This is a genomic window from Pseudomonas sp. NBRC 100443, from assembly GCF_030268185.1.
In the GTDB taxonomy this organism is placed as follows: domain Bacteria; phylum Pseudomonadota; class Gammaproteobacteria; order Pseudomonadales; family Pseudomonadaceae; genus Pseudomonas; species Pseudomonas citronellolis.
The window spans coordinates 18,892-35,363 of record NZ_BSQE01000007.1; the positions used below are offsets into that span (position 1 = coordinate 18,892).

General features: G+C 66.9%; 12 protein-coding genes. 4 read left to right on the forward strand and 8 right to left on the reverse strand.

Features of this window, described 5'->3' with window-relative positions; all coding sequences use genetic code 11:
* Positions 1-203 precede the first annotated feature (203 nt).
* The 8 genes from rpsA to mtnA form a co-directional block, all read right to left on the reverse strand.
* Positions 204-1,886 carry a 30S ribosomal protein S1 gene (rpsA, locus tag QSJ95_RS10915; RefSeq protein WP_043267558.1) on the reverse strand — a complete coding sequence of 561 codons (1,683 nt, stop codon included), beginning with the start codon at positions 1,884-1,886 and terminating at the stop codon, positions 204-206.
* A 253-nt stretch (positions 1,887-2,139) separates the two neighbouring features.
* Positions 2,140-2,847: a (d)CMP kinase gene (cmk, locus tag QSJ95_RS10920; protein WP_285642337.1), complete on the reverse strand. Its 708-nt coding sequence runs from the start codon at positions 2,845-2,847 to the stop codon at positions 2,140-2,142.
* Positions 2,847-5,072 carry a bifunctional prephenate dehydrogenase/3-phosphoshikimate 1-carboxyvinyltransferase gene (locus QSJ95_RS10925; RefSeq protein ID WP_285642339.1) on the reverse strand — a complete coding sequence of 742 codons (2,226 nt, stop codon included), beginning with the start codon at positions 5,070-5,072 and terminating at the stop codon, positions 2,847-2,849. Before QSJ95_RS10925 ends, cmk begins: the two co-directional genes overlap by 1 nt.
* Complete coding sequence (gene hisC, locus QSJ95_RS10930; protein WP_285642341.1) at positions 5,065-6,177, reverse strand: histidinol-phosphate transaminase; 1,113 nt, start codon at positions 6,175-6,177, stop codon at positions 5,065-5,067. Before hisC ends, QSJ95_RS10925 begins: the two co-directional genes overlap by 8 nt.
* Before the next feature lie 106 nt (positions 6,178-6,283).
* Positions 6,284-7,381: a prephenate dehydratase gene (pheA, locus tag QSJ95_RS10935; protein ID WP_009620954.1), complete on the reverse strand. Its 1,098-nt coding sequence runs from the start codon at positions 7,379-7,381 to the stop codon at positions 6,284-6,286.
* Complete coding sequence (gene serC / locus QSJ95_RS10940) at positions 7,381-8,466, reverse strand: 3-phosphoserine/phosphohydroxythreonine transaminase (RefSeq protein ID WP_285642349.1); 1,086 nt, start codon at positions 8,464-8,466, stop codon at positions 7,381-7,383. Before serC ends, pheA begins: the two co-directional genes overlap by 1 nt.
* Before the next feature lie 15 nt (positions 8,467-8,481).
* On the reverse strand, positions 8,482-11,241 hold the full coding sequence (gene gyrA, locus QSJ95_RS10945; RefSeq protein WP_043313489.1) for a DNA gyrase subunit A: 2,760 nt from the start codon (positions 11,239-11,241) through the stop codon (positions 8,482-8,484).
* A gap of 212 nt (positions 11,242-11,453) precedes the next feature.
* Entirely contained in the window at positions 11,454-12,530 is a 1,077-nt protein-coding gene (gene mtnA, locus QSJ95_RS10950; RefSeq protein WP_249919166.1) for an S-methyl-5-thioribose-1-phosphate isomerase, read from the reverse strand.
* A gap of 157 nt (positions 12,531-12,687) precedes the next feature.
* Here mtnA and QSJ95_RS10955 point away from each other — a divergent pair, with 157 nt between their 5' ends.
* From QSJ95_RS10955 to QSJ95_RS10970, 4 genes are all read left to right on the forward strand, one after another.
* The gene (locus tag QSJ95_RS10955; protein ID WP_009620950.1) at positions 12,688-14,013 is read left to right on the forward strand and encodes a TRZ/ATZ family hydrolase; all 1,326 of its coding nucleotides are present in this window, start codon (positions 12,688-12,690) and stop codon (positions 14,011-14,013) included.
* A 116-nt stretch (positions 14,014-14,129) separates the two neighbouring features.
* Entirely contained in the window at positions 14,130-14,828 is a 699-nt protein-coding gene (ubiG, locus tag QSJ95_RS10960; protein ID WP_285642358.1) for a bifunctional 2-polyprenyl-6-hydroxyphenol methylase/3-demethylubiquinol 3-O-methyltransferase UbiG, read from the forward strand.
* A complete protein-coding gene (gene mupP / locus QSJ95_RS10965; RefSeq protein WP_285642360.1) occupies positions 14,825-15,505 on the forward strand; it encodes an N-acetylmuramic acid 6-phosphate phosphatase MupP in 681 nt (226 codons plus the stop codon). Before ubiG ends, mupP begins: the two co-directional genes overlap by 4 nt.
* Before the next feature lie 90 nt (positions 15,506-15,595).
* Positions 15,596-16,339, forward strand: coding sequence for a YciK family oxidoreductase (locus tag QSJ95_RS10970; protein WP_009620945.1), 744 nt, complete (start codon positions 15,596-15,598; stop codon positions 16,337-16,339).
* Positions 16,340-16,472: the final 133 nt, after the last annotated feature.

Sequence of the window (16,472 nt, forward strand, 5' to 3'; positions counted from 1 at the left end):
CGGCAAACACAAGACCCATAGGATGGCGTTGAGCGAAGCGATACCCATCACCACCACCGCATGGGTTTCGCCAAGGCTCAACCCATCCTACGAAGAGCACCTCGGCGCGGCCTGCAAGACACGATCGTGCTTCCTTGGTAAGGGCTTCCTGGAAAACGAAAAAGGGCGACCGAGGTCGCCCTTTTTCTTAGAGGAATCAGGACTTAGCCCTGATTCTCCATTTGCGCACGGATCAGATCACCAATGGTGGTCGGACCGGTGTTTTCTACTTCTTGCTTGCTACGCAGCTCTTTCATCGCATCCTTCTCGTCATCGACGTCCTTGGACTTGATGGAGAGGCTGATGACGCGGCTCTTGCGGTCGATACTGATGATCTTGGCTTCGACTTCTTCGCCTTCCTTCAGCACGTTGCGGGCGTCTTCGACGCGGTCGCGGCTGATTTCGGAAGCCTTCAGAACGCCTTCGATCTCGTCGCCCAGGCTGATGACGGCGCCTTTGGCGTCAACTTCCTTGACGATGCCGCGAACGATGCTGCCCTTCTCGTGCTGGCCGGCGTAGCTGGAGAACGGATCGTCTTCCAGTTGCTTGATGCCCAGGGAGATGCGCTCGCGCTCCGGATCGACGGAGAGGATGACGGTTTCCAGCTCGTCGCCCTTCTTGAAGCGACGTACGGCTTCTTCACCGGCTTCGTTCCAGGAGATATCGGACAGGTGAACCAGGCCGTCGATGCCGCCTTCCAGACCGATGAAGATACCGAAGTCGGTGATCGACTTGATGGTGCCGGAGATCTTGTCGCCCTTGTTGAAGCGGCCGGAGAAGTCTTCCCACGGGTTGGATTTGCACTGCTTGATGCCCAGGGAGATACGACGACGCTCTTCGTCGATGTCCAGAACCTGAACTTCCACTTCGTCGCCAACCTGAACGACTTTCGACGGGTGGATGTTCTTGTTGGTCCAGTCCATTTCGGAGACGTGTACCAGGCCTTCCACGCCCTCTTCCAGCTCGGCGAAGCAGCCGTAGTCGGTGAGGTTGGTGACGCGGGCCATGACGCGGGTGCCTTCCGGGTAACGAGCCTTGATGGCAACCCACGGGTCTTCGCCCAGTTGCTTCAGGCCCAGGGATACGCGGTTGCGCTCGCGGTCGAACTTCAGAACCTTGACATCGATCTCGTCGCCGACGTTGACGATTTCCGACGGGTGCTTGATGCGCTTCCAAGCCATGTCGGTGATGTGCAGCAGGCCGTCTACGCCGCCCAGGTCCACGAATGCGCCGTAGTCGGTGAGGTTCTTGACGATACCCTTGACTTGCTGGCCTTCCTGCAGGGATTCCAGCAGGGCTTCGCGCTCGGCGCTGTTCTCGGCTTCCAGGACGCTACGACGGGAAACGACAACGTTGTTGCGCTTCTGGTCCAGCTTGATGACCTTGAACTCGAGCTCTTTGCCTTCCAGGTGAGTGGTATCACGCACCGGACGGACATCGACCAGGGAACCCGGCAGGAACGCGCGGATGCCGCTGACGTCGACGGTGAAGCCGCCCTTGACCTTGCCGTTGATTACGCCCTTGACCACTTCATCAGCGTTGAAGGCAGCTTCCAGAACCAGCCAGGATTCGGCACGCTTGGCTTTCTCGCGGGACAGCTTGGTTTCACCGAAGCCATCTTCAACCGCGTCCAGCGCAACGTGGACTTCGTCACCCACCTTGATGGTCAGCTCGCCCTGTTCGTTGTAGAACTGCTCGACCGGGATGACGCCCTCGGACTTCAGGCCGGCATGCACGGTGACCCAGTCACCGTCGATGTCGACCACGATGCCGGTGATGATGGCACCCGGCTGCATGTCGAGGGATTTCAGACTTTCTTCAAAGAGTTCTGCGAAGCTTTCGCTCATGTTTATACCTGTAGTCAAAGGCCTGTAGGCCCGGCTCCGCGCCACCAGCGAACGCGGTCAAGTGATGAAAAAGAAGCCAGCAGGATCGAGACTGGTATCCTGCCGGCCCCTGGCCGCGCCAGGCCGAAGCCGGGCACTCCACATTCAATTTTTACGGGTTGCTTCGCCAGATATGGACGAAAGCCTCCCAATACAAGGTCTGGAATGTTAGCAACCGCCGCACCAGGCGTCAAACGCCGGCGGACGACCAGACTCAATCGACATCCAGCCCCAGGCGCACCATTTCGCCAAGAATGCTGTCCACCACCGCCTCGATGCTCATGCTGGTGGAATCCACCACGATGGCGCCTTCGGCTGGTTTCAGCGGGGCCACGCTGCGCTGGCTGTCGCGTTCGTCGCGGGCGCGGATTTCCTCGGTGAGCGCGGCCATGTCGCAGTCCACGCCCTTGCCCTTGAGCTGCAGGTAGCGGCGGCGGGCGCGCTCTTCGGCCGAAGCGGTGAGGAAGATCTTCAGCGGCGCGCCGGGGAACACCACGGTGCCCATGTCGCGGCCGTCGGCCACCAGGCCCGGGGCTTCGAGGAAGGCGCGCTGGCGTTGCAGCAGGGCGTCGCGCACCGCCGGCAGCGCGGCGACCTGGGAGGCGCCGGCGCCGACCTGTTCGGTGCGGATGGTGTCGGTGACGTCTTCGCCCTCGAGGATGATGTGCTGGCCCTCGCCGCCCTTGGCGTGGGTGAACTGCACGTCCAGGTGCGCGGCCAGGACCTTGAGGGCTTCCTCGTTGGTCAGGTCGATGCCGTGGTTGCCGGCGGCGAAGGCCAGCAGGCGGTACAGCGCGCCGGAGTCCAGCAGGTTCCAGCCCAGGCGCTTGGCCAGGATGCCGGCCACGGTGCCCTTGCCGGAGCCGCTGGGGCCGTCGATGGCGACCACCGGCCAGGCCGCGGCGAAGTCGGAGGCGGCCATCAGTTGCCCTCCTCCGCCACGCGGATGCCGGCGCCCGCGGCCAGGCCGAGGAAGTTCGGGAAGGAGGTGGCGACGTTGGCGCAGTCGTGGATGCGGATCGGCGCCGAGGCGCGCAGCGAGGCCACGCTGAAGGACATGGCGATGCGGTGGTCGCCGTGGCTCCAGACTTCGCCGCCGCCGTAGGGGCCGCCGTCGATGATGATGCCGTCCGGGGTCGGCTCGCACTTCACGCCCAGGGCCAGCAGACCGTCGGCCATGACCTGGATGCGGTCGGATTCCTTCACCCGCAGTTCTTCGGCACCGCGCAGCACGGTGCGGCCTTCGGCGTTGGCGGCGGCGACGAACAGCACGGGAAACTCGTCGATGGCCAGGGGCACCAGGTCCTCGGGGATGTCGATGCCCTTCAGCCTGGCCGAGCGCACGCGCAGGTCGGCCACCGGCTCGCCGCCCACTTCACGCTGGTTCTCCAGGGTGATGTCGGCGCCCATCAGCTTGAGGATGTCGATGACGCCGGTGCGGGTCGGGTTGATGCCGACGTGTTCGAGGACGATCTCCGAACCTTCGGCGATGCTAGCCGCGACCAGGAAGAAGGCCGCGGAGGAGATGTCCGCCGGGACTTCGATATTGGTGGCGCTGAGCTTGTGGCCGCTTTCGACCTTGGCGGTGCTGCCTTCCACCTCCACCGGGTAGCCGAAGCCGCGCAGCATGCGCTCGGTGTGGTCGCGGGTAGGGGCCGGCTCGGTCACCGAGGTTTCACCGGCGGCGTAGAGGCCGGCGAGCAGCAGGCAGGACTTCACCTGGGCGCTGGCCATGGGCATGTCGTAGTGCATGCCGGTCAGCTTCTGGCCGCCCTTGATGGTCAGTGGCGGGCGCCCTTCGGCGGCGGTCTCGATCACCGCGCCCATCTCGCGCAGCGGCTTGGCCACGCGGTTCATCGGGCGTTTGGTCAGCGAGGCGTCGCCGGTCAGGGTGCTGTCGAACGGCTGCGCCGCCAGCAGGCCGCTGAGCAGGCGCATGGAGGTGCCGGAGTTGCCCAGGTAGATGGGGCCCGGCGCCGGTTTCAGGCCGTGCAGGCCGACGCCGTGGACGGTCACACGGCCGTGGTGCGGGCCTTCGATGACCACGCCCATGTCGCGGAACGCCTGAATGGTGGCCAGGGCGTCCTCGCCCTCGAGGAAGCCTTCCACCTCGGTGGTGCCTTCGGCCAGGGAGCCGAGCATGATCGAGCGGTGGGAGATGGACTTGTCGCCCGGAACGCGTACGCGCCCGGACAGGCGGCCACCCGGCTGGGCCAGGTAAATCAGGTCGTTGTTGTGCATGGCGTCCACATAGGCCCGGCGGGCCAGGATTTTGCTGAAGTGTTCACGGGCGACGCGGGCGCGGGTGAAGACGCCCATCAGTTGCTGCCCGTCCCCTGCATCGACGGCCTCGCGCAGGGCGTCGAGGTCGTCGTGGAAAACGTCGAGGATGCGCAGCACCGCCTTGCGGTTGGCAAGGAAGATGTCGTGCCACATCGTCGGGTCGCTGCCGGCGATCCGCGTGAAGTCGCGGAAGCCGCCGGCGGCATAACGGAAGATTTCCAGATTTTCGCTGCGCTTGGCCAGCGAGTCGACCAGCGTGAAGGCCAGCAGGTGCGGCAGGTGGCTGGTGGCGGCGAGCACTTCGTCGTGGTGCTCGACTTCCATCAGCTCGACGTCCGCGCCCAGCTCGCGCCACAGTGCCTCGACGCACTGGACCGCGTCCGCGTCGGCATTATCCAGCGGCGTGAGGATGACTTTATGACGGCGGAACAGTTTGCCGTTGGCCGCTTCCACCCCGCTCTGCTCGGAGCCGGCGATGGGATGGCCGGGAACGAAGCGCGCCGGCATCTCGCCGAAGGCGACCCTGGCCGCGCGCACCACGTTGCCCTTGGCGCTGCCGACGTCGGTGAGCACGGCGTGGCCGAGGTCGAAGGTGGCCAGTTCGGCCAGCACCTTCTCCATGGCCAGGATGGGTACGGCGAGCTGGATCACGTCGGCGTCGCGGCAGCCTTCGCGCAGGCTCTCCTCGCAACGGTCGACCACGCCCAGCTGCACCGCCAGGCGGCGCGTCTGCGGGTCGCGGTCGACGCCGACCACTTCCTCGAACAGGCCCTTCTCGCGCAGCCCCTTGGCGAAGGAGCCGCCGATCAGGCCCAGCCCCACCACCACCAGGCGGCGGAGCTTGCGTGGCGTCACCTCAGGCACGGGCGAGCACCTTGGCCAGCGCTTCGAGGAAACGTGCGTTCTCTTCCGGCAGGCCGATGGAGATGCGCAGGTGCTGCGGCATGCCGTAGCCGCCCACCGGGCGCACGATCACGCCTTCCGCCAGCAGGGCCTGGTAGACCGGGCCGGCGTCGCGCTGCAGGTCGACGGCGAGGAAATTGCCTTTCGACGGGATCCAGGCCAGGCCCAGGGCGCGCAGGCCATCCTGCAGCTGTTGCATGCCGGCGTCGTTGATGCGCTTGCCTTCGGCCAGGTACTCGGCGTCGTCCAGCGCGGCGCAGGCGGCGGCCAGGGCCAGGCTGTTGACGTTGAACGGCTGGCGCACGCGGTTGAGCACGTCGGCGATCTGCGCCGAGGAGATGGCGTAGCCGACGCGCAGCGAAGCCAGGCCGTAGGCCTTGGAGAAGGTGCGCGAGACCAGCAGGTTCGGGTAGCGGGCCAGGTACGTCAGGCCGTCGGGCAGTTCGTCGCCCTCGGCGTACTCGATGTAGGCCTCGTCCAGCACCACCAGGACGTTTTCCGGTACACGGGAGAGGAATTGCTCCAGCGCGTCCGGGCCGAGCCAGGTGCCGGTGGGGTTGTTCGGGTTGGCGATGAAGACCACGCGGGTGCTGGCGTCGATGGCCGCCAGCATGGCTTCCAGGTCATGCCCCCAGTCTTTCGCCGGCACCGCCCTGCCCTCGGCGCCGACGGCCTGGGTGGAGATCGGGTAGACGGCGAAGGCGTACTGGCTGAACACGGCGTTCAGGCCAGGCGCCAGGTAGGCGCGGGCGACCAGGTCGAGGATGTCGTTGGAGCCGTTGCCGAGGGTCACCTCGGCGGTGGAAACGCCGCAGCGGGCAGCCAGCTTGCTTTTCAGCTCGAAGCCGTTGCCGTCGGGATAGCGGGTCATTTCCGCCAGTTCGCCGCGGATCGCTTCCAGCACCTTGGCGCTGGGGCCAAGCGGGTTCTCGTTGCTGGCCAGCTTCACGATCTTCGCCGGGTCCAGGTTCAGTTCGCGGGCCAGTTCGTCCACCGGCTTGCCCGGCACGTAGGGCGAGAGTTTCTGTACGCCCGGCTGGGCCAGGGCGAGGAAGTCGCAAGACATTTTTTCAGCTCCGCTGGAGCCGAAAGCCGAAAGCTGGAGGCTTGAAGCTGGAAGCGACCGCGCGACTCCAACTTCCAGCTTCGGGCTTCCGGCTTCCAGCCGCTTGTTAGAGTACCGCCTTGGGATAGGAGCCCAGCACCTTCAGCGCCACGGCTTCGCTGTTGATCTTCTCCAGCACGTCCTTGATCAGCGGGTCCTTGTGGTGGCCGACGAAGTCGATGAAGAACACGTAGGTCCACTTGCCGCTGCGCGACGGGCGGGTCTCGATGCGCGTCAGGTCGATGCCGTTGGTGTGGAACGGCACCAGCAGTTCGTGCAGCGCGCCGGGCTTGTTGCGCATGGAGACGATGATCGAGGTCTTGTCGTCGCCGGTCGGCGGCACTTCCTGGTTGCCGATGATGAGGAAGCGCGTGGAGTTGTCCGGGCGGTCCTCGATCTTCTCGTGCAGCTTGTCCAGGCCGTACAGGCTGGCCGCCATGTCGCCGGCGATGGCCGCGCTGTTCCACTCGCTCTTCACCCGCTTGGCGGCGTCGGCGTTGCTCGGCACCGCCACGCGCTCGACGTTCGGGTAGTGCGCGTCCAGCCACTTGCGGCACTGGGCCAGGGACTGGGCGTGGGAATAGATGCGGGTGATGCTGTCGGTCTTGGTGTTCTCGCCCACCAGCAGGTGGTGGTGGATGCGCAGCTCGACCTCGCCGCAGATCACCATGTCGTGTTCGAGGAAGCTGTCGAGGGTGTGGTTCACCGCGCCTTCGGTGGAGTTCTCCACCGGCACCACGCCGAAGTTCACCGCGCCGGCGGCCACTTCGCGGAACACTTCGTCGATGGCCGCCATCGGCGTGCTGATCACCGCATGGCCGAAGTGCTTGAGCGCCGCAGCCTGAGTGAAGGTGCCCTCGGGGCCGAGGTAGGCGACCTTGAGCGGCTGCTCCAGGGCCAGGCAGGAGGACATTATCTCGCGGAACAGCCGCGCCACTTCCTCGTTGCCCAGCGGGCCCTTGTTCAGCTCCATGATGTGCTTGAGCACCCAGGCCTCGCGCTCGGGCCGGTAGAACACCGGCTTCTCGCCCTCGGCCAGGGACTGCATCTTCACCCGCGCCACGTCGGTGGCGCAGCGGGCGCGCTCGCTGATCAGCTCGAGGATCTTCTCGTCGAGGCTGTCGATGCGTACGCGCAAAGCCTTGAGCTGGTCAGCGTCGCTCATCAGCCGTGCTCCTTCTCGAACTCGGCCATGTAGGCCACCAGGGCCTCGATGGCGTCCAGGCCCAGGGCGTTGTAGATGGAGGCGCGCATGCCGCCCACCGAACGGTGGCCCTTGAGGTTGAGCAGGCCACGGGCGTCGGCGCCGGCGAGGAAGGCCTTGTCGAGCTTCTCGTCGGCCAGGCGGAAGGGCACGTTCATCCAGGAACGGGCGCTGGGCTGGATCGGGTTGGTGTAGAAGTCGCTGGCGTCGATGAAGGAGTACAGCAGGTCCTTCTTCGCGCGGTTGCGCTTCTCCATGGCCTCGACGCCGCCCTGCTCCTTCAGCCACTGGAAGACCAGGCCGGAGAGGTACCAGGAATAGGTGGCCGGGGTGTTGTACATGGAGCCGTTGTCGGCGGCGACCTTGTAGTTGAGCATGGTCGGGCAGATGCTGCGGGCGCGGCCGAGCAGGTCTTCGCGGACGATGACCACCACCAGGCCGGACGGGCCGATGTTCTTCTGCGCGCCGGCGTAGATCAGGCCGAACTTCGACACGTCGACCGGGCGCGAGAGGATGTCCGAGGACATGTCCACCACCAGCGGCACGTCGCCGATCTGCGGAATCCAGTCGAACTCCAGGCCGCCGATGGTCTCGTTGGACGCGTAGTGCAGGTAGGCTGCGTTCGGCGTCAGGTTCCACTCGTTCTGCCCGGGAATGGCGAAGTAGTCGTACTTGGAGGCGCTGGCGACCACGTTGACGTTGCCGAAGCGGCGTGCTTCCTCGATGGCCTTCTTCGACCAGATGCCGGTTTCCACGTAGTCCGCCACGCCGTCTTCGGGCAGCAGGTTCAGCGGGATCTCGGCGAACTGCTGGCTGGCGCCGCCCTGCAGGAACAGCACCTTGTAGTTCGACGGCACGCCCATCAGGTCGCGCAGGTCCTGCTCGGCCTTCTCGGCGATGGCCACGTAGTCGTCGCTGCGGTGGCTCATCTCCATGACCGACAGGCCCTTGCCCTGCCAGTCGAGCAGCTCTTCGCGGGCGCGCTCCAGCACCTCGGTGGGAAGCGCAGCTGGACCTGCGCAGAAGTTATAGGCTCGCTTGCTCACATCCACTCTCGCTAATCAGTCTTCGCTGGCCTGCGGCGCTTCCTCGGCCGCGGCTTCGCCTGCTTCTTGATTCTCGTCGAACGCTTCGTCGTCCACGACTTCGCCCTCGACCACGGTCGGCTCCTGCACCCGCTCCAGGCCGACCAGGGTCTCGTCGGCGGCCAGCTTGATGAGGATCACGCCCTGGGTGTTGCGGCCCGCGCCGCGGACTTCGTCGACGCGGGTGCGGACCAGGGTGCCCTGGTCGGAAATCAGCATGATCTCCTCGCCGTCCAGCACCTGCACGGCGCCCACCAGCTTGCCGTTGCGCTCGTTGATGACCATGGCGATCACGCCCTGGCCGCCACGGCCGCGGCGCGGGTAGTCGGCCAGCGGCGTGCGCTTGCCGTAGCCGCGTTCGGAGGCGGTGAGGATCTGCGCCTCGCGGCATTCGGGGATCAGCATGGAGATGATGCGCTGGTCTTCGGCCAGGCGCATGCCGCGCACGCCACGGGCGTTGCGGCCCATGATGCGCACCTTGCTTTCCTTGAAGCGGATCACCTTGCCGGCGTCGGAGAACATCATCACGTCCTTCGAGCCGTCGGTGATGGCGGCGGCGATCAGCGAGTCGCCCTCCTCCAGCTTCAGCGCGATCAGGCCGTTGGAGCGCGGCTTGGTGAACTGGATCAGCGGGGTCTTCTTCACGGTGCCTTTCATGGTGGCCATGAAGATGTACGCGCCGGTCGGCTCGTCCTGGCTGAAGTCGGCGTCGTCGCCCTCTTCGGCCTCTTCGGCTTCCACCACTTCGGCGACCTGCTCGGCGACCACGTCGTCGTCATCGCCTTCCTCACCGGCGAACTGGGCGCGCACGGCTTCCAGGTCGATCTGCAGCATGGCGGTGATGCGCTCGCCTTCGTCCAGCGGCAGCAGGTTGACCAGCGGACGGCCGCGCGCGGTGCGCGAGGCTTCCGGGATCTCGAAGGTGCGCAGCCAGTAGACCTTGCCCTTGCTGGAGAACAGCAGCAGGGTGGCGTGGCTGTTGGCCACCAGCAGGTGTTCGATGTAGTCCTCGTCCTTCACTCCGCTCGCCGACTTGCCCTTGCCGCCGCGGCGCTGGGCCTCGTAGGCGGCCAGCGGCTGCGACTTGGCGTAGCCGCCGTGGGAGATGGTCACCACGCGCTCTTCCTCGGTGATGAGGTCGGCGATGGTCAGGTCCACCTGGGAGGCGACTATCTCGGTGCGGCGGGCGTCGCCGAACTCGGCCTTGACCTTCTCCAGCTCCTCGCGGATGACTTCCATCAGACGCTGCGGGTTGGTCAGGATGCGGATCAGCTCGCCGATCAGGGCGAGGATTTCCTGATATTCGGACAGGAGCTTCTCGTGCTCCAGGCCGGTCAGGCGGTGCAGGCGCAGTTCCAGGATGGCCTGGGCCTGCTCCGGCGACAGGTAGTACTTGCCCTCGCGCAGGCCGTACTGCGGGTCCAGGTCTTCCGGACGGCAGGCATCGGCGCCGGCGCGCTCGACCATGGCTTCCACCGCGCTGGATTCCCAGGGGGTGGCGATCAGGCGTTCCTTGGCCTCGGCCGGGGTCGGCGAGGTCTTGATCAGCTCGATCACCGGATCGATGTTCGACAGGGCGACCGCCTGGCCTTCGAGGATGTGGCCGCGCTCGCGGGCCTTGCGCAGCTCGTAGACGGTCCGCCGGGTCACCACTTCGCGGCGGTGGCGGATGAAGACTTCGAGCATGTCCTTGAGGTTCAGCGTGCGCGGCTGGCCGTCGACCAGGGCCACCACGTTGATGCCGAACACGCTCTGCAGCTGGGTCTGGGCGTAGAGGTTGTTCAGCACCACCTCGCCGACTTCGCCGCGGCGCAGCTCGATGACCACGCGCATGCCGTCCTTGTCGGACTCGTCGCGCAGCTCGGTGATGCCCTCGATCTTCTTCTCTTTCACCAGCTCGGCGATCTTCTCGATCAGCCGCGCCTTGTTCAGCTGGTAGGGCAGCTCGGTGATGATGATCTGCTGGCGATTGCCGCCCTTCTCCATGTCCTCGATATCGGCGCGGGCGCGGATGTAGATGCGCCCGCGGCCGGTACGATAGGCCTCGATGATGCCGGCGCGGCCGTTGATGATGCCGGCGGTCGGGAAGTCGGGACCGGGGATGTACTGCATCAGCTCGTCGACGGACAGCTCGGGGTTGTCCATCAGCGCCAGGCAGCCGTCGATCACCTCGCCCAGGTTGTGCGGCGGGATGTTGGTCGCCATGCCCACGGCGATGCCGCTGGAGCCGTTGACCAGCAGGTTGGGGATCTTGGTCGGCATGACCGCCGGGATCTGCTCGGTGCCGTCGTAGTTGGGCACCCAGTCGACGGTTTCCTTGTCCAGGTCCGCCAGCAGCTCGTGGGCCAGCTTGGCCATGCGCACTTCGGTGTAGCGCATGGCCGCGGCGTTGTCGCCGTCCACCGAACCGAAGTTGCCCTGGCCGTCCACCAGCATGTAGCGCAGCGAGAAGGGCTGGGCCATGCGCACGATGGTGTCGTACACCGCGGTGTCGCCGTGCGGGTGGTATTTACCGATCACGTCGCCGACCACACGGGCGGATTTCTTGTAGGGCTTGTTCCAGTCGTTGCCCAGTTCGCTCATGGCGTACAGGACGCGGCGGTGCACGGGCTTGAGGCCATCGCGTGCATCGGGCAGGGCACGACCGACGATCACGCTCATGGCGTAATCGAGGTAGGACTGTCGGAGTTCGTCTTCGATGTTGACCGGGAGGATTTCTTTGGCCAGTTCGCCCATGAGAAGCCTGGTTCCTTTTGCAGATGGAACTCCGCCTCGCCCGTCCCGAGCCCGGCGGAGTGCGACAGCGCCATCAGAACGCCATCGACTCACAACAAATCAACGACTTAGGTCAATGATCCGCGCAATCGACGGGGCCAGAAAAAGGCCCCACTGAGAACCGTCGGAGCTTACCACAAGCCCGGGGGAACACCTATCCCCGCCGGGCGCCCTCAATGCAGGCGCTTGCGGCTCATCAACTGGGCCATGCGCTCGGTGTCCGGACGCTCGACCACGCCGCGCTCGGTCACGATGGCATCGATCAGGTCGGCCGGGGTCACGTCGAACACCGGATTGTAGGCATCCACCTCGGCGGCTATCCGCTTGCCGCCGATTTCCAGGAGTTCGCGGCCGTCGCGCTCTTCGATGGGGATGTCCTCGCCGCTTTCCAGGTTCATGTCGATGGTCGAACTGGGCGCCACCACCATGAAGCGCACGCCGTGGTGCATGGCGTTGATCGCCAGCTGGTAGGTGCCGATCTTGTTCGCCACGTCGCCGTTGGCGGTGATGCGGTCGGCGCCGACGATGACCCAGGTGATGCTCTGGGTCTTCATCAGGTGCGCCGCCGCGGCGTCGACGTTGAGCGTCACCGGCACGCCCTCGTTGGCCAGTTCCCAGGCGGTCAGGCGCGCGCCCTGCAGCCAGGGACGCGTCTCGTCGGCGTAGATGCGCTCGACCAGGCCCTCCAGGTGCGCCGCGCGGATCACCCCCAGGGCGGTGCCGAAGCCGCCGGTGGCCAGGGCGCCGGTATTGCAGTGGGTGAGGATCTTCTGCGGGCCGGAGTGCTGCTTGCGGATCAGCTCGACGCCGAGCTGGGCCATGGTCAGGTTGGCCTCGCGGTCGCTCTCGTGGATGGCGATGGCCTCGGCTTCCAGCACCTGCAGCGGGTCGTCGCCCGGCTTCAGGCGTTCGAGGCGCTCGCGCATGCGGTTCAGCGCCCAGAACAGGTTGACCGCGGTGGGCCGCGATTCGGCCAGCACGCGGAAGTCGTCCTCCAGGGCCTCGCGCCAGGCGCCGCCGTTGTTCAGGCGGGCCTGCAGGCCCAGCACCAGGCCGTAGGCCGCGGCGATGCCGATGGCCGGGGCGCCGCGCACCACCATCTGGCGGATGGCCTCGGCGACGCCGGCGGCGCTGTCGTAGCTCAGCCAGGTTTCCTCCAGCGGCAACAGGCGCTGGTCGAGCAGACGAAGGGTGCCCTTGCGCCAATCAATGGCCGTGACCCGCTCGGCCGCCAACAGTCGCTCACGCATGGAACACCTCGTTCTTCTATCAGGTCCGGGCGCGCCGGGCGGCGCGCCGATATCGAGCCCGGCCAGGGCCGGGAAAACCCGCGAGTATAACGAGCCGCAGGCCAAGGTGCTCGGGTATACTGCCGGCCACCCGTTCCCGCGCCGCAGGAAGCGCCCCATGCCCGACGCCAAAGCCCCTCTCGACCTGCTTCTGCTGCCGACCTGGATAGTCCCGGTGGAACCCGCCGGCGTGGTCCTGCGCGACCATGCGCTGGGCATCCGCGACGGCCGCATCGCCCTGCTCGCCCCGCGCGCCGAAGCCCTGCGCCAGCCGGCGGCGGAAACCCGCGAGCTGCCGGGCATGCTGCTCGCCCCGGGCCTGGTCAACGCCCACGGCCACGCCGCCATGAGCCTGTTCCGCGGCCTGGCCGACGACCTGCCGCTGATGACCTGGCTGCAGGAGCACATCTGGCCGGCCGAGGCGAAGTGGGTGGACGAGGACTTCGTGCGCACCGGCAGCGAGCTGGCCATCGCCGAGCAGATCAAGGGCGGCATCAGCTGCTTCTCGGACATGTACTTCCACCCGCGGGTGACCTGCGAGGCGGTGCACGACAGCGGCATCCGCGCCCAGGTGTGCGTGCCGGTGCTGGACTTCCCCATGCCCGGCGCCCGCGACGCCCAGGAGGCGATCCGCCAGGGCGTGGCGCTGCACGACGACCTCAAGCACCACCCGCGCATCCGCGTGGCCTTCGGCCCGCACGCGCCCTACACGGTCGGCGACGACAAGCTGGAGAACGTGCTGATGCTGGCCGAGGAACTCGACGCCGGCATCCAGATGCACGTCCACGAGACCGCTTTCGAGGTCCAGCAGGCCCTGGAGAAGAGCGCCGAGCGCCCGCTGGCCCGGCTGCACCGCCTGGGCCTGCTGGGGCCGCGCTTCCAGGCCGTGCACATGACCCAGGTGAGCGACGAGGACCTGGAGCTGCTGGTGGAAACCAACAGCTCGGTGATCCACTGCCCGGAATCCAACCTCAAGCTGGCCAGCGGCTTCTGCCCGGTGGAACGCCTGTGGCAGGCCGGGGTCAACGTCGCCATAGGCACCGACGGCGCGGCCAGCAACAACGACCTCGACCTGCTCGGCGAAACCCGCACCGCCGCCCTGCTGGCCAAGGCAGTGGCCGGCCAGGCCACTGCCCTGGATGCCCACCGCGCGCTGCGCATGGCCACCCTGAACGGCGCTCGCGCCCTGGGCCTGGAGCAGGAAATCGGCTCGCTGGAGCTGGGCAAGTCCGCGGACCTGGTGGCCTTCGACCTTTCCGGGCTGGCCCAGCAGCCGGTCTACGAGCCGGTTTCGCAACTGATCTACGCCAGCGGCCGCGACTGCGTGCGCCACCTGTGGGTCAGCGGCAAGCAGCTGCTGGACGCCGGCCGCCTGACGCGCCTGGACGAGGGCCGCCTGGCCGCCGAGGTCGGCGCCTGGGGCCGGCGCATCGCTGGCGCCTGAACACTGCCGGGCGCGGCTGCGACAATCTGTCATGCCGCGCCCATCCGCCGCGCGAAGCTGGCATCATAGTCGGCCTGCGCGCCACGATTTCCCATGATTTGCAACGAAGGTACGCCATGAGCAACGTCGACCACGCCGAGATCGCCAAATTCGAGGCACTGGCCCATCGCTGGTGGGACCGCGAGAGCGAGTTCAAGCCGCTGCACGACATCAACCCGCTGCGCGTCAACTGGATCGACGAGCGCGCCAGCCTGGCCGGCAAGAAGGTGCTGGACGTCGGCTGCGGCGGCGGCATCCTCAGCGAGGCCATGGCCCAGCGCGGCGCCACCGTCCTGGGCATCGACATGGGCGAGGCGCCGCTGGCAGTGGCCCAGCTGCACCAGCTGGAATCCGGGGTGCCGGTGGAATACCGGCGCATCACCGCCGAACAGCTGGCCGAGGAAATGCCCGGGCAGTTCGACGTGGTCACCTGCCTGGAGATGCTCGAGCACGTGCCCGACCCGGCCTCGGTGATCCGCGCCTGCCACAAGATGGTCAAGCCCGGCGGCCAGGTGTTCTTCTCCACCATCAACCGCAACCCCAAGGCCTACCTGTTCGCCATCGTCGGCGCCGAGTACGTCATGCGCCTGCTGCCGCGCGGCACCCACGACTTCAAGAAGTTCATCCGCCCCTCCGAGCTGGGCGCCTGGTCGCGCGATGCGGGCCTGGCGGTCAAGGACATCGTCGGCCTGACCTACAACCCGCTGACCAGGCACTACAAGCTGGCCGACGACGTCGACGTCAACTACATGATCCAGACCCTGCGCGAGGAATGACGGCGATGCAGCTCAGAGCGGTTCTCTTCGACATGGACGGCACCCTGCTGGACACCGCGCCGGACTTCATCGCCGTCTGCCAGGCCATGCTCGCCGCCCACGGCCGCCCGCCGATCGACGCCCAGCGCATCGCCGACGTGGTCTCCGGCGGCGCCCGCGCCATGGTCGCCGCGACCTTCGACATGGACCCGGAAGCCGACGGCTTCGAGACGCTGCGCCAGGAATTCCTCGACCGCTACCAGGACCACTGCGCGGTCTACAGCCGCCTGTACGACGGCATGGCCGAGCTGCTGGAAAGCATCGAGCGGGCCAACCTGATCTGGGGCGTGGTGACCAACAAGCCGGTGCGCTTCGCCGAGCCGATCATGCAGCAGCTGGGCCTGGCCGAGCGCTCGGCGGTGCTGGTCTGCCCGGACCACGTGAGCAACAGCAAGCCCGACCCGGAGCCGCTGCTGCTGGCCTGCAGCCAACTGGGCATCGACCCGGCGCAGGTGCTGTTCATCGGCGACGACCTGCGCGACATCGAGTCCGGCCGCGCCGCCGGCACCAAGACCGCGGCGGTGCGCTACGGCTACATCCACCCCGAGGACAACCCCGCGCACTGGGGCGCCGACGTGATCGTCGACCACCCGCGCGACCTGCTGGCGGTGCTCGACCGCGCGCTTTGTTCCTGTTGAGCTTGAAGCTGGAAGCCTGAAGCCGGAAGCGCTCCGCCGCTCGACTTCAAGCTTCCGGCTTCAGGCTTCCAGCGCTCCCAAGGAGTTTCCATGTTCGACTATTCCGCCCGCCCCGACCTGCTCAAGGACCGGGTGATCCTGGTCACCGGCGCCGGCCGCGGCATCGGCGCCGCCGCCGCGCGGGCCTATGCCGCCCACGGCGCCACCGTGCTGCTGCTGGGCAAGAGCGAAGAAAACCTCAACCAGACCTACGACCAGATCGAGGCCGCCGGCCACCCGCAGCCGGTGGTCATCCCCTTCAACCTGGAAACCGCCCAGCCGCACCAGTACGACGAGCTGGCGGCAACCATCGAGAAGGAATGCGGCAAGCTCGACGGCCTGCTGCACAACGCCTCCATCCTCGGCCTGCGCTCGCCCATCGAGCAGATCTCCGGGGAAAACTTCATGCGCGTCATGCAGGTCAACGTCAACGCGGTGTTCATGCTGACCCACGCCATGCTGCCGCTACTCAAGCTGGCCAGCGACGCCTCGGTGATCTTCACCTCCAGCGGCGTCGGGCGTAAGGGCCGCGCCTACTGGGGCGCCTACGCGGTGTCCAAGTTCGCCACCGAGGGCCTGATGCAGGTGATGGCCGACGAGTGCGACGGCACCAACGCCGTCCGCGCCAACAGCGTCAACCCCGGCGCCACCCGCACCAGCATGCGCGCCATGGCCTACCCCGGCGAGAACCCGGCGAACAACCCGGCGCCGGACGAGATCATGCCGGTCTACCTGTACCTGATGGGCCCGGACAGCATCGGCGTCAACGGCCAGGCCTTCGACGCCCAGGCCTGACCGGCGCGGGGCGGCGCGACAGCCGCCCCGCCGGTTTTCCGACTACGCCCAGGGAAAGAGCCTACGGCTACCCCGGAAAATTCGCCATCATTTTGACATCCCACCCTCCGGGGCACTCCCAGCCTACGGAACC

Coding starts and splice junctions, on each gene's coding strand:
- rpsA (WP_043267558.1), bottom strand. CDS start 1,886: ATGAGCGAAAGCTTCGCAGAACTCTTTGAAGAAAGTCTGAAATCCCTC.
- cmk (WP_285642337.1), bottom strand. CDS start 2,847: ATGGCCGCCTCCGACTTCGCCGCGGCCTGGCCGGTGGTCGCCATCGAC.
- hisC (WP_285642341.1), bottom strand. CDS start 6,177: ATGTCTTGCGACTTCCTCGCCCTGGCCCAGCCGGGCGTACAGAAACTC.
- pheA (WP_009620954.1), bottom strand. CDS start 7,381: ATGAGCGACGCTGACCAGCTCAAGGCTTTGCGCGTACGCATCGACAGC.
- gyrA (WP_043313489.1), bottom strand. CDS start 11,241: ATGGGCGAACTGGCCAAAGAAATCCTCCCGGTCAACATCGAAGACGAA.
- mtnA (WP_249919166.1), bottom strand. CDS start 12,530: ATGCGTGAGCGACTGTTGGCGGCCGAGCGGGTCACGGCCATTGATTGG.
- QSJ95_RS10955 (WP_009620950.1), top strand. CDS start 12,688: ATGCCCGACGCCAAAGCCCCTCTCGACCTGCTTCTGCTGCCGACCTGG.
- ubiG (WP_285642358.1), top strand. CDS start 14,130: ATGAGCAACGTCGACCACGCCGAGATCGCCAAATTCGAGGCACTGGCC.
- mupP (WP_285642360.1), top strand. CDS start 14,825: ATGACGGCGATGCAGCTCAGAGCGGTTCTCTTCGACATGGACGGCACC.
- QSJ95_RS10970 (WP_009620945.1), top strand. CDS start 15,596: ATGTTCGACTATTCCGCCCGCCCCGACCTGCTCAAGGACCGGGTGATC.